Origin of the sequence: Martinezella lusitana, from assembly GCF_014207095.1 — a bacterium.
In the GTDB taxonomy this organism is placed as follows: domain Bacteria; phylum Pseudomonadota; class Alphaproteobacteria; order Rhizobiales; family Rhizobiaceae; genus Rhizobium; species Rhizobium lusitanum_B.
Genome location: NZ_JACHBG010000005.1, coordinates 17,109 through 35,929, shown reverse-complemented (window position 1 = coordinate 35,929; position 18,821 = coordinate 17,109). Strand labels below are relative to the sequence as shown.

The window sequence follows — 18,821 nt, the reverse complement described above, 5'->3', positions numbered from 1 at the left end:
GTCGGGTGTTGACCTCCGGGATCTCTTTATACCTTTATGGGTCCCGGTCGGTGGCTCGGAGGCTTGTGCTCGTCGCAGATTGCGGGCGATAAACAGGAAAAGCCCGGCAAAGTCAACCCAAGAGCGGGAAATGCCTGGGATGTCGGGCCGATATCGCTATATGAACATCGTTTTATCGGCAATGCCGGCCCCGAAATCTTGTACCGAACCCCGCCATCAGACGATTCCCCGAGATAGTTCCGTATGAATGACGCAGCCCTGACCGATCTTCTTGCCGCCTGTCGCGCTTATGCCGGCGGTCGCGTCGACCAACGCTTCAACGCGGTGGCGCAAGCCTTTTATGCGAGCGCTAAGGCGCAGCCGAAGATCGCAGCGCGGGCAGCGCGCGAGCTTAGCCGCCTGCCGCCGCCGGGCGCTGCGATCCTTGCCAACATGCTCGGCACCATCGTCGAAAAGGGCGGGGCGGTGGAGCGCAGCGGTGCAGCGGTGTGGGATCTCTATATGGCGTGGTTGCCGCAGATCCATCGCGGTTTTGCCGGCCGCAAGGAGCTGAGCCCGCGGCAAAGGCAGTTGCTCGATGCTTTTCAGCTGCTCGGCCAGTCGGCCGTTTCGCATCTTTCCGCCATGCCGCAGGAGCGCAAGCTCGCCGCCGGCAACAAGGCGCTGATGGCGCAGCTTGCCGAGTTGCAGGATTATACGCCGGGTGCTGCCTGGGTTCGCCAGGTGCTCTTGAGCCGAAGCGACGCTCTTCTCGTGCTGCATCTGCCGAGCAGGCAAGGCTTTCGTCTCCGCTACGACAATATCGTCAACTGTTTTCACCTCTTCACGCTGATCCAGGCGGCATTCGGCGAGACATTGCCCGGCGGCCGTGCGCCCAATCGGTTCATCATCGACATGGCGCGCTGCGTGACCGTGGCCGAGGAGGGCAATGACGAACCCTGGTGGCGCTATGAGACGGTGCAGCCCGACCGCTCGGGCCTCGTGGAGATTTCCGGCGAGGCGTCCGTCGATACGATTGCCCGCATCGATGGCCGGCAGGTCATTTTGCTTTCGGCTCCGATCGAAGGTGCAGCGCTCTGGGATACGAGCTTCTTCACGCCGCAGCTTTTTGCCATGCCGGCGAATGTCGTGCTTGAGGAGGCGCTGACGGCGCAAGAAGCGGAGGAATGGCTCGCGAAATTCGGCGTACCAACGGGATCGCAGGAAATCGATGCGCCATGACGGGCTCCGGCAAGAAGAACCCGTACTATCAAGGCCCGGTTTCGGACCATTTTGATGGCCGGCACTTTTTCAATCCCGGCGGCGTCGCGCCGGGCAATGCATTCGATCTGCTGAGATGGCAGTTCGGTGGCGGCCGGGTGCGCTGGCCAAATCCCGTCATCAGCGCCTTTCCCCCGGCCAAGCCTGACCGGAATGTCTTCAGCGAGCAGATGCGGGTAACGATGGTCGGCCATGCGTCGATGCTGGTGCAGATTGCCGGGCTGAACATTTTGACCGATCCGGTCTGGTCCGAAAGGGTCAGCCCCTTTCGCTCTTTCGGGCCGAAGCGCGTGGTGCCGCCCGGCATCCGCTTCGAAGACCTGCCGCATATCGACCTCGTGCTGGTGACGCATAATCACTACGATCATCTCGATCTGGAAACGCTGGCGCGGCTGCACCAGGCGCATCGGCCTGACATCGTGACGCCGCTCGGCAACGATACGATCATCCGGCGCGCCGTTCCCAACGCCGACATAAGCGTCGTCGACTGGGGCGACCGCATTGCTATCAATGCCGGCGTCACCATCGATGTCGAGCCCTGCCATCACTGGTCGGCGCGGGGCATGGGCGACCGGCGCATGGCACTCTGGGCGGCATTCGTGCTCACCACGCCATCGGGCAAGATCTATCATGTCGGCGACACCGGCTTTCACGATGGCATCAATTATGAAGCTGTCGCCCGCAAGCATGGCGGTTTCCGCCTCGCCATCCTGCCGTTCGGCGCCTATGAGCCGCGCTGGTTCATGAAGGGGCAGCACCAAAATCCGGAAGAGGCGGTGAAGGGCATGAAGCTCTGCAACGCAGCCTATGTCGCCGGGCATCACTTCGCGACCTTCCAGCTGACGGATGAAGGGATCGATGAGCCCGTTCATGCGCTCGATGCAGCACTGAAAGCCGAGGGTGTGGAGCCGGACCGGTTTCGCCCGTTGAGGGCTGGGGAAGTCTTCGAGGTGCCCGTTGTTTGACCGAGGATGCATGAGGGTAAAAAAGCCGCCCCAAAAGCACAGGGCGGCTTTTGCAAAAAGCTCTAGGACAGGCAGACTTTACTGCTTGATTTCGGGCTCGACCAGCTTTGCCAGATTTTGCAGCGATTCCTGCCAGCCGAGATAGCAGGCTTCCGGCGGAATGACGTCTGGCACGCCGGCCTGGGTGATGTTCACTTCGGTCCCGACCATGACCTTCTTCAGCGTCACGGTCACTTCCATTTCGCCCGGCAGGTTCGGGTCGTCGAACTTGTCGGTGTAGCGCACCAGCTCGCCCGGGATGAGCTCGCGGAAGTCGCCGCCAAAGGAATGGCTTTCGTTCGTCGTGAAATTGCGGAAGGACATTTTGAAGGTGCCGCCAACGCTCGGTTCCATGTGGTGCACGGTGCAGGCGAAGCCGTTCGGCGGGAGCCACTTGGCGAGCGCGTCCGCCTCGATGAATGCGCGATAGACCTTCTGCGGGCTGGTGGCCAGAACGCGATGCAGGCGTATGGTATTCGGCATGGCTATGTTCCTTCTGAATTGACGGAGTGGACGAGCCTAGGACGAGCGAACTTTCGGCGATCCGACATGGGGTCGATGCTTTTTCGAAAAATGTTCTGCCAGCATGAAGCCGATGGCAATGACATATGTCGGAAGCCGACAGTTGCCATGCCTGGATACGCAACAATCTCCAATCGACGCCATTACCCCTCCTGCGCCTGATGCCGATTGGCGCTTGCCTCCAGTATTCCGTGCCTGTTGCCATTTGCGACGAAATGTTCCCGCAACCATTTTGCTGCTGGGCCGGCCGGCCGTTGTTTGTGCCAGACAAGCTCGAGAGCGACCGGATGGGCGCCGCTATCGAAGAGTGGCCGGGGCGTCGCCAGTTCCGGCGCCAGCTGCGAATTCGCCAGAATATGGGCCGGGATGAGCGCCCAGCCGATGCCCTGCCGCAATATCTGAAGAATGACCCAATGGCTCTCGACCCACCAGACCTCGGCGGCAACCCTGACCTGGTGCCTTCTGGCGACGTCGCGGCGCTTGGTGACCATGATCTGGCGATGGCGCTTCAGGTCCTCCCAGCTGACCGTGCTTTCCGCAAGCGGATGGTCGCGCCCGCAGACCATGATCAGCGGGACCCAGCCGATGGTGACGAAATCGAGCTCGGGCGGGAGCTGTTCTTCCCGCCACATCACCCCGATATCTGCCTCGCCTTCGAGAACCATTCCGGTAATGGCCTGCGAGTGGGGAGACAGGAGTTCCAGCTCGACATGCGGAAATCGATCCGCGAAGTCAGCAAAGAGACTGCCGATCGCAGGCTCAGGATAGAATTCGTCGATTGCGACGACCAGACGCGTCTCGATGTGCTCGTCAAAGCTTCTGGCCACGCCGATCAGATGTTCGCGGCGATCCAGCAGCAGCTTGGCTTCCGGGAGCAGTCTCGTTCCTGCCTCGGTGAGGGTGGGGTTTCGTGTTGCGCGGCTGAAGAGCTTGATGCCGAGATCGTCTTCCAAGGAGGAGATCAAGAGGCTGACGGCGGACTGGGCCTTGCGAAGGCGCCGTGCGGCGGCCGAGAAGGACCCGTTTTCCGCAGCCGTGACGAAAGCTTCCAGTTGCTCCAGCGAAACGTCCATCTATCAGAATTCCAGATAGTTTCTAAGTTTATAGCCCCAATGTATCTGATAGAAGGACGGCCGACAACAAATATAGGAGCTTGAAAAATGCGCAGTTTCGGAGATCGTGCTCGGCACGCCGTCCTGTTTGAACTTATCGGCCTGGCCACATTCACGCCGCTCGCGGCAATCGTCTTCAATCAGCCTATTGCCGATATGGGCGTCATCGGCGTGGTCGGGGCGACCCTGGCGACACTATGGAACTTCATCTACAATCTCGGCTTCGACCGCGCGCTGATGCGTTTGCGCGGCAAGGTCCAGAAGACCATCGGTATCCGGATCATCCACACCGTGCTTTTCGAAGCGGGCCTCGTGGTCATCCTGATCCCGTTCATTGCCTGGTATCTTCAGATCACGCTCTTTGCGGCGTTTCTGATGGATATTGCAGTGGTCACCTTCTATCTGGTCTACGCCTTCGTCTTCAACATCGCCTATGACTGGGCGTTTCCGATCAAGACAGCTTCCAAAGACGAACCCAGCGTTGCGGTGGCCTCCCGTTGACCGCCTTTTCGCGGAGGCAGACATCTTGAAACAACAATCGGTGATATGCCATAGGGGGTAAGGAGCAATCTTGTGGTGGTTGTCTTATGGCCGAGTCGATACATGAGGGGATCAAGCAGCGATTCAGTAAACCACTTAGAGTTCTTTTGGCGGCTTTCTTCCTTTTCGAATTTCTGCCTCTCCTTATCGCTCTTTTTGTAACGATACTTGGCTATCGGTTTCTCCCCTCGACCGAGTGGGTCTCAACGACCAGTGGTTTCCGCGTTGCGATAGGGTTGGTCTCAGGAATATTGATATTCGGGCTCCTTATAATCAGGCGAGACGCAGTTCCCGGAAGCGAAATTAAGAAAGACATCGCAGTCTTATTCTGTCCTTTCTTCGTTTATTTCATGGGAAGCCGGGCGGCGGTTGTCGGTGGCCCGATCATCCTGGCCTTGGTCGCAGGGCATCCCCAAGAGCTTGCATACACGGTTGGCCGAGCTGACAATCATTATGAAAAGCACTGCTATTCACCATTGGAACTTCAGGACCTAATAGTCGGATTCGACAGGGTGTGTGGTGTTTCCGACGAGTTCAGGCAAGGCCTTGCGACCGGCACCCATATCATCGTTGTCGGCCACGGCACTCGTTTTGGCCTATTTGCGACCGATCTCCGCCGAGAGAATTGACTTTCAGCCTTTACCTGATCCGATGCCCAGACCATGGGCCCACTCACCCCACTGGTAATTCCCCCGCGTTTCCGCCATATACAGCTCGACAATAGGAATGATCCCATGAGCAATATGGTCGAATTCGCGAGGATGAACGGGCTTGGAAACAAGATCCTGGTCGTCGACATGCGCGGCCGCAAGGATGTGGTGACGGCGGCGGCGGCGATTGCGCTCAATGCCGATCCGGCCACCCAGTTCGACCAGATCATGGCGATCCACGACCCCAAGGTGCAGGGCACCGATGCCTGGATCGACATTCTGAACTGCGATGGCACGAAGGCGCAGGCCTGCGGCAATGGCACGCGTTGCGTCGTGCAGGCGCTGGCTGCCGAAACCGGCAAGAAGGTTTTCACCTTCCAGACCGTCGCCGGCATCCTGAATGCCAGAGAGCATGAGGACGGCACGATTTCGGTCGATATGGGCAAGCCGGTCTTTGCCTGGGACAAGATCCCGCTGGCCGAGGAATTTGCCGATACCAGCCGCATCGAGCTGCAGATTGGGCCGATCGACAATCCCGTGCTGCATTCGCCCTCGGTCGCCTCGATGGGCAATCCGCATGCCATCTTCTGGGTGGACAAGGACCCGATGTCCTTCGATCTCGATCGGTTCGGCCCGTTGCTCGAAAACCATCCGATGTTTCCCGAGCGTGCCAATATCACGCTGGCGCAGGTGCTTTCGCCGACGCTTGTGCGCACCCGCACCTGGGAGCGCGGCGCCGGCCTGACGCTTGCCTGCGGTTCGGCGGCTTGCGCGACTGCCGTCAGCGCCGCCCGGACCGGCCGGACCGGCCGTAAGGTGACGATCGATGTCGCCTCCGCGCCGGCACCCGGCAAGCTGACCATCGAATGGCTTGAAAGCAACGACCATGTCGTCATGACAGGGCCAGCCGAATGGGAATGGTCCGGCATGGTCGACCCGGTGACCGGCAGCTTCTCGCGCGATGAAGAGCAGGGGGCTCAGGCGCGGTGAGCGGGGTCGAGGTCATTACCTTCGGCTGTCGCCTCAATACCTATGAATCCGAAGTGATGAGGGCCGAGGCGGAGAAAGCCGGGCTCAACAACGCTATTCTGGTCAATACCTGTGCCGTGACGGGCGAGGCCGTGCGTCAGGCGCGCCAGGCGATCCGCCGGGCAAGGCGCGACAATCCGCATGCCCGCATCATCGTGACAGGCTGCGCGGCGCAGACCGAGAAGCAGACCTTCGCCGAAATGGCCGAGGTGGATGCCGTGCTCGGCAATGAGGAGAAGCTGAAGAGCGCCTCATATCGCGCCCTGCCGGATTTTGGCGTCTCGGCGGAAGAGAAGCTGCGCGTCAACGACATCATGAGCGTGCGGGCAACCGCGCCGCAGATGATCCGCCATATCGACGGCCATGTACGCGCCTTCATCCAGGTGCAGAATGGCTGCGACCATCGCTGCACCTTCTGCATTATTCCCTACGGCCGTGGTAATTCGCGTTCGGTACCGATGGGCGCTGTCGTCGATCAGGCACGCAATCTGGTCGAAAGTGGCTATCGCGAAATCGTGCTGACCGGCGTCGATGCGACGAGCTATGGCGCCGACCTGCCGGGAACGCCGACGCTCGGCCTGCTTGCCAAGACGCTGCTGAAGCAGATCCCGGAAATCCGCCGGCTGCGGCTGTCGTCGATCGACAGCATCGAGGCCGATCAGCATCTGATGGATCTCATTGCCGACGAACCGCGCTTCATGCCGCATCTGCACCTCTCGCTACAGCATGGCGATGATATGATTCTCAAGCGGATGAAGCGGCGGCATTCGCGTGCTGACGCCATCGGCTTCATAGAGGATGTGCGACGCCTGCGCCCTGAGACGAGTTTCGGCGCGGATATGATCGTCGGTTTTCCGACGGAGACGGAAGAGATGTTCGCCAATGCCGTCGGCCTGGCTGAAGAGGCCGGCATCGCGCATCTGCATGTCTTCCCTTATAGCCCGCGCCCCGGCACGCCGGCCGCCCGCATGCCGCAGCTCGATCGCAGCCTGATCAAGGAACGCGCCGCCCGCCTGCGCGAGGCTGGACAAAGATTGCATCAGGCCCATCTGGACAAGATGGTCGGCACGCGGCAATGGCTGCTTGTGGAGAATGGCGGGCTGGCGCATACGGAAAACTTCACGCTTGTCGCCGCGCCCGGCCTTCGGCCGCGCGACCTTGTGCAGGTCGCAATCACCGGCCACAATGGCAAGCACCTCGACATGCAACTTCTGGCCGCCGACGCGGCCTAATGCTTCAACGGACACTTCATGGCGCTCGGTTTCATCAAAAAAGTCTTCACCTTCGGCCGCGAAAAGCCGGCTGAGGAGCAGGCGCCTGCGGAGGTTTCGCCGAAGGTTGGGGCGCCTGTTGTCGAGCAGGATGCGCCTGTTGCGGATACTTCGCCGGCTTTTGAGTTTGCCGAGCCCTCGTCACCCCCCTCTGTCCCTTCGGGACATCTCCCCCACGAGGGGGGAGATCGGCTGGAGAGCAACGCGCCGGCTGAGCAAGAGCAGCAGGCTGACGAGGTCGCAGAAGTTTTATCGAACGAGCCGTTCGCGGTTGAACAGGCCGACGAAAGTGAAGTTGTTGAGCCGGAGCAAGCCAAAAGCGCTGAAACTGATATTACAGCGGAGGGAGCCTCCGCCGAACCTATCTCTCCCCTTGTGGGGGAGATGTCCGACAGGACAGAGGGGGGTGAGGAAGTTCCAGCGAGCTCGGAACTTTCGTCGAGATACTCCGAACCTTCTTCGGAAAACACCGACACCTCAGCAGAAGCCCCTATCCTCCCGAAGGGCTTTTCCACCGCCGCTTCCGTTCCAGCGCTGGCTCCGGAAGCCCCAAAGCAAAAACTCTCCTGGTTCCAGCGCCTGCGCGCAGGGCTTGCGCGCACCTCGTCGCAGCTGACCGGTCAGATCGCGGCGCTTTTCACCAAGCGCAAGCTTGACGACCAGACGCTGCAGGATCTGGAAGATCTGCTGATCCAGGCCGATCTTGGCGTCGAAACGGCGATGCGCGTCACCGATACTCTGGCATCCGAGCGTTACGGCAAGGATGTGACCAGCGAAGACGTCGGCCGGATCATGGCGCAGGAAATCGCCAAGGTGCTGAAGCCGGTCGCAAAGCCCCTGCAGCTCGATCTCAGCCACAAGCCGCATGTCATTCTCGTCGTCGGCGTAAACGGCACCGGCAAGACGACGACGATCGGCAAGCTGGCGGCGAAATTGTCGGGCGCCGGACTGAAGGTCATGGTCGCCGCCGGCGATACCTTCCGTGCCGCCGCCATCGAGCAATTGAAGATCTGGGCCGAGCGTACGAAATCTGAATTCATCGGCACCAAGCTTGGCGCGGATGCTGCCGGCCTTGCCTTCGATGCCTTCCAGCAGGCGAAGGCCAATAAGAGCGACGTTTTGATCATCGATACGGCCGGCCGTCTGCAGAACAAGGCGGAGCTGATGGCCGAGCTTGAGAAGATCGTGCGCGTGCTTGGCAAGCTCGATCCGGACGCGCCGCATACCGTGCTGCAGACGCTCGATGCCACCACAGGCCAGAACGCCTTGAACCAGGTGGAGATCTTCCGCAACATCGCCGGCGTCAACGGGCTGATCATGACGAAGCTCGACGGCACGGCGCGGGGCGGCATTCTCGTTGCCATCTCGGCCAAGCACAAACTTCCGGTCTATTTCATCGGCGTCGGTGAAGGTGTAGACGATCTTGAACCATTCGAGGCCGAGGATTTCGCCAATGCCATCGCCGGCACGGGCGCTGGAAACGGCCAATGAACGACAATAATAAGCTCGATGACAGGGAAAGTGCCGCAATGACGACCAGTGACCGCGATCTCGCCCCAAGCGCTGCCGACAAGCATCATCCTCTGTTGAAGCTGGTGCTGGAACTCGGGCCTTTGCTGGTGTTCTTCTTCGGCAATCTGCGCGGTGAGTGGCTGGTACAGCATTTCCCGCAGTTAGCGACCCTCGGCGGCCCGCTTTTCGTCGCCACCGGCCTGTTCATGGCCGCAACGGTACTTTCGCTCATCGTCTCGAAGGTCATGCTCGGCCATCTGCCGCTGATGCCCTTCGTATCGGGTATCGTTGTGCTCGTCTTCGGCGCGCTCGGCATCTACCTGCAGAACGAGACCTTCATCAAGATGAAGCCGACGATCGTCAATGCGCTGTTCGGCGTCGCGCTGCTCGGCGGCCTTGCCTTCGGCAAGTCGCTGCTCGGCTATGTCTTCAATGCCGCCTTTCAGCTCGATGCCGAGGGCTGGCGCAAGCTGACGTTGCGCTGGGGCATTTTCTTCTTCGTTCTCGCCGTGCTCAACGAAGTCGTCTGGCGCGGCTCGAACTGGTACTACCTGCCCGACGTCAAGGCTGCGGACAGTCTCTGGGTCAACTTCAAGGTCTGGGGAACGATGCCGATCACCATTCTCTTCACCTTGTCGCAGATGCCGCTGATCATGAAGCACACGATCGAGCAGCCGGCGGACAACGGGAAATGAGCCAGGCGTTCGATGACCGAAGCCGCCAGCAGCTGAGCTTCTGGTTCATCGCCTGCGCCATCATCCTGCTCGTACAGATCGTCGCGGAACACATGATGGGCCGTGTGGCGATCTGCACATGCGGCTATGTAAAGCTCTTCGAGCCGATGGTGAATTCGAGCGGCAACTCGCAGCATATCGCCGACTGGTACACCCCGTCGCACATCATTCACGGTTTCCTATTTTTCGGGCTGACGCATCTGATCATGCGCGGCAAGCCGCTGCCGATGCGACTCTTCGTTGCCATGCTGATCGAATCTGGCTGGGAGCTTCTGGAGAATTCCCCGATCATCATCGATCGCTACCGTGCGGCGACAATCTCGCTCGATTATGTCGGCGACAGCATCCTCAACTCGGCAATGGATGCCGTGTTCATGGTGGTTGGCTTCCTGTTCGCTTGGCGCGCGCCAGTGGTGGTGACGGTTGCCATTGCCATCTTCTTCGAGCTGCTTACCGGCTGGCTGATCCGCGACAATCTCACACTCAATGTGCTGATGCTGGTGTGGCCCGTCGAAGCAATCAAGACCTGGCAGGGCGGAATTTAACGAGTCTTCGAATCCAGTGGCATCGGTTCAAGTCGCTGCCAAAAATCGCCATAAAATTGCATCTACACTTGCCGGTATTGCGCTGGCGCGAAATTGCCCTGGCGTCTGGGATCTTGCGAGGGCATATGTCGAGCATCGCAGTTGCAACTTTATTGGCAGTTATTGCATCCAAGTCGCCAGCAGGCTTTTCCGATGCTGGCCGGCTACTTGCCGATTGCGGCGGCTCCCGGCAGTTTGTTTCCGGCTATGTCATTGGCTGGCTGGACAAGTGGAACCGCGATGAACTTGTTGCTCGTCGCGGGATTGCCGAGTCGATTCCGAATGCCAGAGCGATGACGAACTGGGCATATTTCGGCGATTCTGTTGGCGTAAACATGTGTATTCCACCCCAGATCGATGCTGCAAAGATAAGCGACATGTTCTGTGATTTTCTCAATCGCAATCCGACACTTAAGGACGTTCCGGCGGAAGAAGTCATGAGCACATTCGCCGGATTGAATTTTTTGTGCGATACCAAATAAGCGTTCGTCATCCGAACAGACCGCCGAAAGAAGCTTGCCCTAGGAAGCGGACTTCCCCTGCGCCTTCGCTATGGCTGGATAGAGCCCTTCCTTCAGGCTGGTGGGCGTGAAGGGGCCGACCTGCTTGTAGAGGATCGTGCCGTCGGGCGAGACGAGGTAGGATTCCGGAATGCCGTAGACGCCCCAGTCGATGGCGGCGGTGCCGTTGGGGTCGATGCCGATGGCATTGTAGGGATTGCCGAGTTCGCCAAGGAAACGGAGCGCGTTCTCGCTCGTGTCCTTGTAGTTGATCGCCACGATGTTGAGCTGGCCGCTCTTGGCGAGTTCCTTCAGCACGGGATGCTCGTCGCGGCAGGGGATGCACCAGGAAGCAAAGACGTTGACGAGGGTCAGCTTGCCCTTGATGGCATCATCGGTCAGCGCCGGCAGGTTGGAGCCCGCAAGCGGCGGCAAGGCAAGTTTCGGCGCCTTCGTACCGATGAGCGCCGAGGGAATGGCTGAAATATCGGTGCCATGCACTTCCTGATCATACATGACCTTGCCGACGGCAAGCGCGATGCAGGCAAAGACGATCAGCGGAATCAGCGCCAGCAGATAGCGCGCGGTGCCGCTCGATTTTTGCTCATTCTTGTCGTCGGTATCCGCAGTCATTTCGTCTCGCCCTCGGGCGCGCGTTGCGAGCGGCGGCGGATTCCGGAGGCTTCCAATGCGGCGAGTTCGCGACGGCGTAGGCGTCCGTCGATCCATACCCAGGCAATGATGGCAAGGATCATGAAGGCTGCAAAGCCATAGGAGCCGAAGACGTAGAAGGGATGGCTCATCTTACTCCTCCCGGCTCGCCATGCGCGCGGCGATGCGGCGCTGCGCGGCGATACGGCGGCGCCAGATCTCGTTGCGGATCGCCATCAGGTGCAGCGTGAAGAACAGCAGCGTGAAGGCCAGCGCCATGGTGAAAAGCGGCCAGAGGAATTCAGCGTCGATAGCCGGGCCATCCACGCGCATGATGCTTTCCGACTGATGCAGCGTATTCCACCAGTCCACGGAGAACTTGATGATCGGGATATTGATGAAGCCGACCAGCGTCAGGATGGAGGCGACGCGGGCGGCCTTGGACGGATCGTCCATGGCGCGGTTGAGCGCGATCAGGCCGAGATACATCAGGAACAGGATGAAGACCGAGGTCAGGCGCGCATCCCAAACCCAATAGGTACCCCACATCGGCTTGCCCCAGAGCGAGCCCGTCACCAGCGCGATCAGCGTGAAGGCGGCGCCGAGTGGAGCTGCCGTTTTGCCCGCGACATCGGCGAGCGGATGGCGCCAGACCAGCGTGCCGATCGCCGACATGCTCATGATCGTGTAGCACATCATCGACAGCCAGGCGGCGGGAACGTGAATATACATGATGCGGACGGTATCGCCCTGTTGGTAGTCGCCCGAGGTCGTAAAGGACAGATAGAGGCCGATTGCGAAAAGCACGGCCGAGATGACAGCCAGCCAGGGAATGAGACGCGCCGAAAACGCCAAGAACCGCGTGGGGTTGGCGAGGTCGGAAAAACGGCTGATCGCGGGGCTGATATCGCTCATGCGGCTTGTTTAACCCGATATGGCTTTTCCGGCAATCGACCGCATTGTCTCAGATCGACGAAACAGTATCTGCGTTAGAGCCTTTCTGCTTTTCTTCGAAACGCGAAAACGCTCTATCCTTTTGTTCTTACGTAATTCCGGACGGAAAACCGCTTCGCACTTTTCCTGAATTGCTCTGATCAATCAGTCGTGTTCCGCAAGGCAAGGGTGGCGGCGGCCGGGCCGAGGACGGCGAAGAATAAGGTGAGCGCGATCAGGATCAGGAACGGCGGCAGGAAGGGCTGTGGCCCCTCGACGGCGGCATAGGTGGCGCTGACGCCGAAGATCAGCACGGGAATGGTGAGCGGCAACACCAGAATGGAGACCAGCAGCCCGCCGCGCGGCAGCGCCACCGCGACCGCTGCACCGACCGCGCCGATGAAAGTGATCGCCGGTGAGCCAACGAGCAGGGTCAGCGCGGTCGCGCCGATCGCCGTCTCGTTCATATTCATAAAGAGGCCGAGAAGCGGCGAGGCGATGACGAGGGGCAGGCCGGTTGCCGCCCAATGGGCGGTGCATTTGATGAATACCGTCAGCACCAGTGGCGTTTCCTGCATGACGAGCAGATCGAGCGAGCCGTCGTCGCGCTCGGCCTGGAACAGCCGGTCAAGGCCGAGCAGGCTTGCGAGCAGCGCGCCGATCCAGACGATGGCGGGGCCGATACGCGAGAGGAGCTTCAGATCAGGCCCGACGCCGAAGGGGATGACGGCGACGACAGTGAGGAAAAAAAGGATGCCGATCAACGCCCCGCCGCCGGCGCGCACCGAAAGTCTGAGGTCGCGGAGGAAGAGGGCGGTCATGGGGTGTGGCTTTCAAAGTGAATCGGGGAATTGCCTTTCGCCTGGCTCCAGGCGGGAGAAGCGTTTGTTTCTCGCCACCCCCCTCTGCTCTTTTGGGGCATCTCCCCCACAAGGGGGGAGATCGGTAGCTCGCTGTTCACTCGGCACCAAGCAACGACGTTCGATACTCGCAGATCATATCGAGGTTGCTTTGGGTAAGCAGCTGCGGCCCACAATCTCCCCCCTTGTGGGGGAGATGTCACGACAGTGACGGAGGGCGGCAACTCATCGCGCAGCGAAGAGTTTCTCCGAAGGGACAGAGGGGGGTCTCGAAGGTGCGGCGTAGGCAAAAACATTGGACTCACCCCCACATCCCCTCGCTCACACCGGCAAACCCCGTCATCCGCATCTCCTGCACATTCTCCAAGCCAAGCGGTTGGTGCGTTGCAGCGAGAATAATGCCGCCACTCTTCTGATGCGCTGTAATCAGTTGCGCAAAGAGCTGGTCGGCCGAGCTGTCCAGTGCTGCCGTCGGTTCGTCGAGGATCCAGATCGGACGGTAGGCGACCAGAAGCTTGGCAAAAGCGATTCGCCGCTGCTGGCCTGCGGAGAGGTAGCCGAAAGGCAGCTGCGTGATGCTGGCGAGTCCGACGGCATCGACAGCTTCATCGACATCGAGGCCGGAGCCGCCCGCCATGTCGCCGAAAAAGGTCTTCCAGAAGGTCAGATTTTCGGCGACGGTCAGCTCGGATTTCATCGCATTACGGTGGCCGAGATAGTGGCTGGCTTCGCCTGCCGGACGGGCAGATTCGCCGTCCTTTCCGGTAAATATGACAGTGCCTTTCTCTTGCCTGAGAAGGCCTGCCACAACGCGCAGAAGCGTCGATTTTCCCGACCCGTTGCGGCCTGTCAGAACGAGGGCGTCTCCATCAGTCAAGTTGAAGGAAACATTCAAGAAAATCAGGTCTTCGCCCCGCCTTGCCGCCAGATTTTCAGCGCTTAGATGCATTCGCTCAGGCTTTCCCCGTTTTCGTTGCTGCAACGCGCAAAAAATTGTCCAAATTTGCGCTTTGTCACTCTGGCAAGTCTTTACGAAATTATCTATAAGACCTGCAACCACGCCAGCGGTCGGCGTGAATTTCATCCTTGCGCCGAACATAAGGTTTTCACCTTACGTGCGGACAGCGGAAATGGCCGTACCCGCATCCTGATGTGCATAAAGTGCATAGGCGTTCGCACGACTGTGTTGGCTATCAGAAACGGGGTATCTCGTGTCTAAATCTCTTGACAGTTTCAATTGTCGTTCCACGTTGACCGTGGGCGGGAAAGACTATGTCTATTTCAGCCTGCCTAAGGCTGAAGCCAATGGTCTGCCCGGTGTTTCCAAGCTGCCTTACTCCATGAAGGTGCTTCTGGAAAACCTGCTGCGTTTTGAAGACGGGCAGTCGGTCACGAAGGAACATATCCTTGCCGTCGCCGAATGGCTGACCAACAAGGGCACCGTCGAGAACGAAATCGCTTATCGCCCGGCACGCGTGCTGATGCAGGACTTCACCGGCGTTCCCGCTGTTGTCGACCTTGCTGCCATGCGCGACGCCATGGTCTCCCTCGGCGGCGATCCGGAAAAGATCAATCCGCTCGTTCCCGTCGACCTCGTCATCGACCACTCCGTCATCGTCGACGAATTCGGCACGCCGCAGGCTTTCGCCAAGAACGTTGAGCTCGAATATCAGCGCAACGGCGAACGCTACCGCTTCCTGAAGTGGGGCCAGCAGGCATTCAAGAACTTCCGCGTCGTTCCTCCCGGCACCGGCATCTGTCATCAGGTGAACCTCGAATATCTCGGCCAGACCGTCTGGACGAAGGAAGAGGACGGCGAAACGATCGCCTATCCCGACACCTGCGTCGGTACCGATTCTCACACGACCATGATCAACGGTCTCGGCGTTCTCGGCTGGGGCGTTGGCGGTATCGAAGCTGAAGCTGCAATGCTCGGCCAGCCTGTCTCCATGCTGCTTCCGGAAGTTATCGGCTTCAAGCTGACCGGCAAGCTCAAGGAAGGCGTCACCGCGACCGACCTCGTCCTGACCGTCGTACAGATGCTGCGCAAGAAGGGCGTTGTTTCCAAGTTCGTCGAATTCTTCGGCCCTGGCCTCGACAACATGCCGCTCGCAGACCGTGCCACCATCGGCAATATGGGTCCGGAATACGGCGCGACCTGCGGCTTCTTCCCGGTCGACAAGGAAACGCTGAATTACCTCAACATGTCCGGCCGCGCCAAGGACCGTATCGCGCTCGTGGAAGCCTATTCCAAGGCTCAGGGCATGTGGCGCGACAATGACGGTTCCGACCTCGTCTTCACCGATAAGCTGGAACTCGACCTTGGCGACGTCGTGCCGTCGATGGCCGGCCCGAAGCGTCCGGAAGGCCGCATCGCGCTGGAAAACATCGCTTCCGGCTTCGCCACTTCCCTGGAAACCGAATACAAGAAGCCCGGCCAGCTCTCCAACCGCTATGCGGTCGAAGGCACGGATTTCGATATCGGCCATGGCGACGTTGCCATCGCTGCCATCACCTCCTGCACCAACACCTCCAACCCGTCGGTGCTTATCGCTGCCGGCCTTCTGGCCCGCAACGCCGTTGCCAAGGGCCTGAAGACCAAGCCGTGGGTCAAGACCTCGCTGGCACCGGGATCGCAGGTTGTCGGCGAATACCTCGCCAAGTCTGGCCTGCAGGCCGATCTCGACAAGCTCGGCTTCAACCTGGTCGGCTTCGGCTGCACCACTTGCATCGGCAACTCCGGCCCGCTGCCGGCGCCGATCTCGAAGACGATCAACGACAAGGGTCTGATCGTATCGGGCGTGCTTTCGGGCAACCGCAACTTCGAAGGCCGTATTTCGCCTGACGTTCAAGCAAACTACCTGGCTTCGCCGCCGCTCGTCGTCGCTTACGCGCTCGCCGGCTCGGTACAGCTCGACCTGACGAAGGAGCCGATCGGTGAGGACCAGAACGGCAAGCCGGTCTACCTCAAGGACATCTGGCCGACCTCGCACGAGGTTCAGGAGTTCATCCAGAAGTACGTCACGCGCGAGCTCTATGAGAGCAAGTATGCCGACGTCTTCAAGGGCGATGCCAACTGGCAGGCCGTACAGGTTCCTCCGGGCCAGACCTATGCCTGGGACGACAACTCGACCTACGTTCAGAACCCGCCTTACTTCGTGGGCATGGGCAAGAAGGGCGCCGGCGTTTCCGACATCAAGGGCGCTCGCGTTCTCGGCCTTTTCGGTGACAAGATCACCACCGACCATATTTCTCCGGCCGGTTCGATCAAGGCGGCTTCGCCGGCGGGTTCCTACCTCATCGGTCATGGCGTCGGCGTTGCCGACTTCAACCAGTACGGCACGCGTCGCGGCAATCATGAGGTCATGATGCGCGGCACCTTCGCCAACATCCGCATCCGTAACCACATGCTCGGTGCGAACGGCAAGGAAGGTGGCTACACCATCCACTATCCGTCCAAGGAAGAGACCTCGATCTACGATGCGGCCATGCAGTACAAGGCCGAGGGCGTTCCGCTCGTCATCTTCGCCGGTGTCGAATACGGCAACGGCTCGTCGCGCGACTGGGCTGCCAAGGGCACGAACCTGCTCGGCGTACGCGCTGTGATCGCCCAGTCCTTCGAGCGCATCCACCGCTCGAACCTGGTTGGCATGGGCGTCATCCCCTTCGTCTTCGAGGAAGGCACCACCTGGGCAAGCCTCGGCCTGAAGGGTGACGAACTCGTCACCATCGAAGGTCTGGCAGACATCAAGCCGCGCGAGCGCAAGATCGCCAAGGTCACCTATGGCGACGGTACGGTTCGCGATATCCCGATCATCTGCCGTATCGATACGCTGGATGAGGTCGTCTACGTCAACAATGGCGGCATCCTGCAGACCGTTCTGCGCGATCTCGCCGCCTAATACGTATCCATTCCGATCTTACGAGGCCGCCGGAAAACTCTTCCGGCGGCCTCTTCTTTTTCACGGGGATGTGTTCGGCGCAGCTGCCATGCGGCCTTGGCCTCACCCCATCGTGACTTTGCGTCATCACGCTAAGCTATTATCTCTTGTTTCAGGTTTTTCGGGCTTGATATGGCCTTATCGCCCCAAGACTAGCGGGTATTTGGGGGCTGCGCAGGCGGCTGGCGAGTTTGATACAGAGGTAAGAGAGAAATGCGCCTTCGATTTTCGGTTCCACTTCTGGCAGGCATCGCGCTCGCAAGTTCGCTGCATGCGCAGGAGGCTGCGAAGATCAAGGGCGTGGTCGAGCTTTTCACCGCACAAGGCTGTGCTTCCTGTCCGCCGGCCGACGCTGCCTTCCGCAAGCTGATTCGCCAGGGCGACGTCGTGGCGCTCGCCTATCATGTCGACTACTGGAACTATCTGGGTTGGAACGACACGATGGCGAACAAGGAAAATACCGCTCGCCAGTATGCCTATGCCCGCACGCTCGGTCGCAGCGGCGTCTACACGCCGCAGGCCATCATCAATGGTCGGGACCATATGAATGGTGCCGATCTCAACGCGATCAACATCAAGCTCGATACTTTCCAGCGTGCCGGTGAGGGGCTGACCGTGCCGGTAAACGCCAGCACGAAGGATGATGAGCTTTCGATCAAGATCGGTGCTGGCCAGGGCAAAGCCAATGTCGTCGTCGTCTATTTCGACAAGGAGCAGATGGTGGCTCCCAAGGGTGGCGAAAACAACGGCCAGCAAATTGCCTATATGCATGCGGTTTCCGATGTCGAGACAGTCGGCATGTGGGATGGCAGGGCGATGAATATCGTGTTGCCCGCCAATGTGTTGACCAAAGCCGGACGAAGAGGGCTTGCCGTCCTTCTGCAGTCGTCGTCGCCCTCCGGCGATCCCTCGGCTATTATCGGTGCGACAGTGCTGACGGTGGGTTCGGACGGCTAAGCGCCCAGTCTATTTGATCGGGAACGTCTCTTGCTTCGGCTGGCGCGGAAAGGCCCCTATTTCGGCTGACGCCGAAATAGGGGGGTGCCCGGCGGGGACGCATTCGGGGCTGGGGTTTATCGATGCGCCCCGGCCGGGCCGCTTGGCGCGGCGGCGCCAAGCGGCTGCCTATACTTCCTGCAAATTGGGCGTCGTTTTGACTGAAATGCGGCGCTGCAGAGATGCTTTTGGGCACGGGAAAGAAATTGTGAGCCGTCAGACGGCTTGCAATTTGATGCGGCTGAGGCAAACTGTCATTCTCCTGTCATGAGATAGCCCTTGGGGGATTGATGACTGATCAGCCGGATTTGCGACACGGCGAAAGCCGCTCCGCCGAGACTAATTCCTCCGTCATCGTTGATTTCAGAGAATACAAGCAGAGCAAGGATCCGCTGCCGGTGACGTTCCATCGCCGTGAGCTGGATGCCATACTCTGGATCTACGGCCGCATGGTCGGCGAAGGCGAATGGCGCGACTACGCCATCGATCATCTCAAGGACAAGGCGGTCTTCTCCGTCTTCAAGCGCTCCGGCGAGATGCCGCTTTTCCGCATCGAGAAGAACCCGAAACTCGCCGCCAAGCAGGGCGCCTTCTCCGTCATCAATACCAATGGGATGACGTTGAAGCGCGGACATGACCTCAGCCAGGTGCTGAAGGTTTTCGACAAGCAGCTGAAGCTGGTGGAGAAGTAGTTCTTCCCCACGGTCTTGATGGTAAAAGCC

The 18,821-nt window shown here is 59.8% G+C and carries 20 protein-coding genes; 13 read left to right on the top strand and 7 right to left on the bottom strand.

The annotated features are described in order from the left end of the window. Window positions 1-243: 243 nt before the first annotated feature. On the top strand, window positions 244-1,221 hold the full coding sequence (locus GGD46_RS12880) for a hypothetical protein (protein WP_184704369.1): 978 nt from the start codon (window positions 244-246) through the stop codon (window positions 1,219-1,221). Continuing rightward, the gene (locus tag GGD46_RS12875; protein WP_184704367.1) at window positions 1,218-2,225 is read left to right on the top strand and encodes an MBL fold metallo-hydrolase; all 1,008 of its coding nucleotides are present in this window, start codon (window positions 1,218-1,220) and stop codon (window positions 2,223-2,225) included. The genes GGD46_RS12880 and GGD46_RS12875 overlap by 4 nt, the downstream gene beginning before the upstream one ends. 78 nt (window positions 2,226-2,303) lie before the next feature. On the opposite strand, the gene GGD46_RS12870 is transcribed toward GGD46_RS12875, so the two are convergent. Together GGD46_RS12870 and GGD46_RS12865 are read right to left on the bottom strand one after the other, a co-directional pair. Then, complete coding sequence (locus GGD46_RS12870; protein WP_184704365.1) at window positions 2,304-2,747, bottom strand: SRPBCC family protein; 444 nt, start codon at window positions 2,745-2,747, stop codon at window positions 2,304-2,306. A 182-nt stretch (window positions 2,748-2,929) separates the two neighbouring features. Then, window positions 2,930-3,859, bottom strand: a complete 930-nt coding sequence (locus tag GGD46_RS12865) for a LysR family transcriptional regulator (RefSeq protein ID WP_184704363.1) — start codon at window positions 3,857-3,859, stop codon at window positions 2,930-2,932. A gap of 87 nt (window positions 3,860-3,946) precedes the next feature. On the opposite strand from GGD46_RS12865, the gene GGD46_RS12860 reads away from it, so the two are divergent. The 8 genes from GGD46_RS12860 to GGD46_RS12825 all read left to right on the top strand — a co-directional run bounded on the left by GGD46_RS12860 (window position 3,947) and on the right by GGD46_RS12825 (window position 10,700). Continuing rightward, on the top strand, window positions 3,947-4,399 hold the full coding sequence (locus GGD46_RS12860; protein WP_184704361.1) for a PACE efflux transporter: 453 nt from the start codon (window positions 3,947-3,949) through the stop codon (window positions 4,397-4,399). Between the two features lie 86 nt (window positions 4,400-4,485). Then, the gene (locus tag GGD46_RS12855; RefSeq protein WP_184704359.1) at window positions 4,486-5,067 is read left to right on the top strand and encodes a hypothetical protein; all 582 of its coding nucleotides are present in this window, start codon (window positions 4,486-4,488) and stop codon (window positions 5,065-5,067) included. Window positions 5,068-5,172: 105 nt separating this feature from the next. Beyond that, a complete protein-coding gene (dapF, locus tag GGD46_RS12850) occupies window positions 5,173-6,078 on the top strand; it encodes a diaminopimelate epimerase (protein ID WP_184704357.1) in 906 nt (301 codons plus the stop codon). Then, window positions 6,075-7,349, top strand: a complete 1,275-nt coding sequence (mtaB, locus tag GGD46_RS12845; protein WP_184704355.1) for a tRNA (N(6)-L-threonylcarbamoyladenosine(37)-C(2))-methylthiotransferase MtaB — start codon at window positions 6,075-6,077, stop codon at window positions 7,347-7,349. The genes dapF and mtaB overlap by 4 nt, the downstream gene beginning before the upstream one ends. Before the next feature lie 18 nt (window positions 7,350-7,367). Next, window positions 7,368-8,879, top strand: coding sequence for a signal recognition particle-docking protein FtsY (ftsY, locus tag GGD46_RS12840; protein WP_184704353.1), 1,512 nt, complete (start codon window positions 7,368-7,370; stop codon window positions 8,877-8,879). Beyond that, complete coding sequence (locus GGD46_RS12835) at window positions 8,876-9,595, top strand: septation protein A (RefSeq protein ID WP_184704351.1); 720 nt, start codon at window positions 8,876-8,878, stop codon at window positions 9,593-9,595. The genes ftsY and GGD46_RS12835 overlap by 4 nt, the downstream gene beginning before the upstream one ends. Continuing rightward, the gene (locus GGD46_RS12830) at window positions 9,592-10,179 is read left to right on the top strand and encodes a DUF2585 domain-containing protein (protein ID WP_184704349.1); all 588 of its coding nucleotides are present in this window, start codon (window positions 9,592-9,594) and stop codon (window positions 10,177-10,179) included. Before GGD46_RS12835 ends, GGD46_RS12830 begins: the two co-directional genes overlap by 4 nt. A gap of 125 nt (window positions 10,180-10,304) precedes the next feature. Continuing rightward, complete coding sequence (locus tag GGD46_RS12825) at window positions 10,305-10,700, top strand: hypothetical protein (RefSeq protein WP_184704346.1); 396 nt, start codon at window positions 10,305-10,307, stop codon at window positions 10,698-10,700. A gap of 39 nt (window positions 10,701-10,739) precedes the next feature. Here the strand turns inward: GGD46_RS12825 and GGD46_RS12820 are convergent, their stop codons facing one another. From GGD46_RS12820 to ccmA, 5 genes are all read right to left on the bottom strand, one after another. Further along, a complete protein-coding gene (locus tag GGD46_RS12820) occupies window positions 10,740-11,351 on the bottom strand; it encodes a DsbE family thiol:disulfide interchange protein (RefSeq protein WP_184704344.1) in 612 nt (203 codons plus the stop codon). Further along, complete coding sequence (gene ccmD / locus GGD46_RS12815) at window positions 11,348-11,521, bottom strand: heme exporter protein CcmD (RefSeq protein WP_184704342.1); 174 nt, start codon at window positions 11,519-11,521, stop codon at window positions 11,348-11,350. Before ccmD ends, GGD46_RS12820 begins: the two co-directional genes overlap by 4 nt. Window position 11,522: 1 nt before the next feature. After that, entirely contained in the window at window positions 11,523-12,284 is a 762-nt protein-coding gene (locus GGD46_RS12810; protein ID WP_184704340.1) for a heme ABC transporter permease, read from the bottom strand. 179 nt (window positions 12,285-12,463) lie between these two features. Further along, window positions 12,464-13,123 (bottom strand): heme exporter protein CcmB, encoded by a 660-nt coding sequence (gene ccmB, locus GGD46_RS12805; protein WP_184704338.1) that lies wholly within the window; start codon window positions 13,121-13,123, stop codon window positions 12,464-12,466. 340 nt (window positions 13,124-13,463) lie between these two features. After that, entirely contained in the window at window positions 13,464-14,111 is a 648-nt protein-coding gene (ccmA, locus tag GGD46_RS12800) for a heme ABC exporter ATP-binding protein CcmA (RefSeq protein WP_184704336.1), read from the bottom strand. Between the two features lie 262 nt (window positions 14,112-14,373). On the opposite strand from ccmA, the gene acnA reads away from it, so the two are divergent. The 3 genes from acnA (at window position 14,374) to GGD46_RS12785 (ending at window position 18,791) form a co-directional block, all read left to right on the top strand. Continuing rightward, a complete protein-coding gene (gene acnA, locus GGD46_RS12795; RefSeq protein WP_184704333.1) occupies window positions 14,374-17,064 on the top strand; it encodes an aconitate hydratase AcnA in 2,691 nt (896 codons plus the stop codon). A 252-nt stretch (window positions 17,065-17,316) separates the two neighbouring features. Then, window positions 17,317-18,060, top strand: coding sequence for a DUF1223 domain-containing protein (locus GGD46_RS12790; protein ID WP_184704331.1), 744 nt, complete (start codon window positions 17,317-17,319; stop codon window positions 18,058-18,060). Window positions 18,061-18,389: 329 nt separating this feature from the next. Further along, entirely contained in the window at window positions 18,390-18,791 is a 402-nt protein-coding gene (locus GGD46_RS12785; RefSeq protein WP_184704329.1) for a DUF2794 domain-containing protein, read from the top strand. The last annotated feature ends 30 nt before the right edge of the window (window positions 18,792-18,821 follow it).

Bases quoted from the DNA above. Each gene is read 5' to 3' on its own strand.
- dapF (WP_184704357.1), top strand. From the start codon at position 5,173: ATGAGCAATATGGTCGAATTCGCGAGGATGAACGGGCTTGGAAACAAG.
- GGD46_RS12825 (WP_184704346.1), top strand. From the start codon at position 10,305: ATGTCGAGCATCGCAGTTGCAACTTTATTGGCAGTTATTGCATCCAAG.
- GGD46_RS12880 (WP_184704369.1), top strand. From the start codon at position 244: ATGAATGACGCAGCCCTGACCGATCTTCTTGCCGCCTGTCGCGCTTAT.
- GGD46_RS12830 (WP_184704349.1), top strand. From the start codon at position 9,592: ATGAGCCAGGCGTTCGATGACCGAAGCCGCCAGCAGCTGAGCTTCTGG.
- GGD46_RS12785 (WP_184704329.1), top strand. From the start codon at position 18,390: ATGACTGATCAGCCGGATTTGCGACACGGCGAAAGCCGCTCCGCCGAG.
- GGD46_RS12865 (WP_184704363.1), bottom strand. From the start codon at position 3,859: ATGGACGTTTCGCTGGAGCAACTGGAAGCTTTCGTCACGGCTGCGGAA.
- GGD46_RS12860 (WP_184704361.1), top strand. From the start codon at position 3,947: ATGCGCAGTTTCGGAGATCGTGCTCGGCACGCCGTCCTGTTTGAACTT.
- GGD46_RS12790 (WP_184704331.1), top strand. From the start codon at position 17,317: ATGCGCCTTCGATTTTCGGTTCCACTTCTGGCAGGCATCGCGCTCGCA.
- ccmD (WP_184704342.1), bottom strand. From the start codon at position 11,521: ATGAGCCATCCCTTCTACGTCTTCGGCTCCTATGGCTTTGCAGCCTTC.
- GGD46_RS12855 (WP_184704359.1), top strand. From the start codon at position 4,486: ATGGCCGAGTCGATACATGAGGGGATCAAGCAGCGATTCAGTAAACCA.
- GGD46_RS12820 (WP_184704344.1), bottom strand. From the start codon at position 11,351: ATGACTGCGGATACCGACGACAAGAATGAGCAAAAATCGAGCGGCACC.
- ftsY (WP_184704353.1), top strand. From the start codon at position 7,368: ATGGCGCTCGGTTTCATCAAAAAAGTCTTCACCTTCGGCCGCGAAAAG.
- GGD46_RS12810 (WP_184704340.1), bottom strand. From the start codon at position 12,284: ATGAGCGATATCAGCCCCGCGATCAGCCGTTTTTCCGACCTCGCCAAC.
- ccmB (WP_184704338.1), bottom strand. From the start codon at position 13,123: ATGACCGCCCTCTTCCTCCGCGACCTCAGACTTTCGGTGCGCGCCGGC.
- GGD46_RS12875 (WP_184704367.1), top strand. From the start codon at position 1,218: ATGACGGGCTCCGGCAAGAAGAACCCGTACTATCAAGGCCCGGTTTCG.
- ccmA (WP_184704336.1), bottom strand. From the start codon at position 14,111: ATGCATCTAAGCGCTGAAAATCTGGCGGCAAGGCGGGGCGAAGACCTG.
- GGD46_RS12835 (WP_184704351.1), top strand. From the start codon at position 8,876: ATGAACGACAATAATAAGCTCGATGACAGGGAAAGTGCCGCAATGACG.
- GGD46_RS12870 (WP_184704365.1), bottom strand. From the start codon at position 2,747: ATGCCGAATACCATACGCCTGCATCGCGTTCTGGCCACCAGCCCGCAG.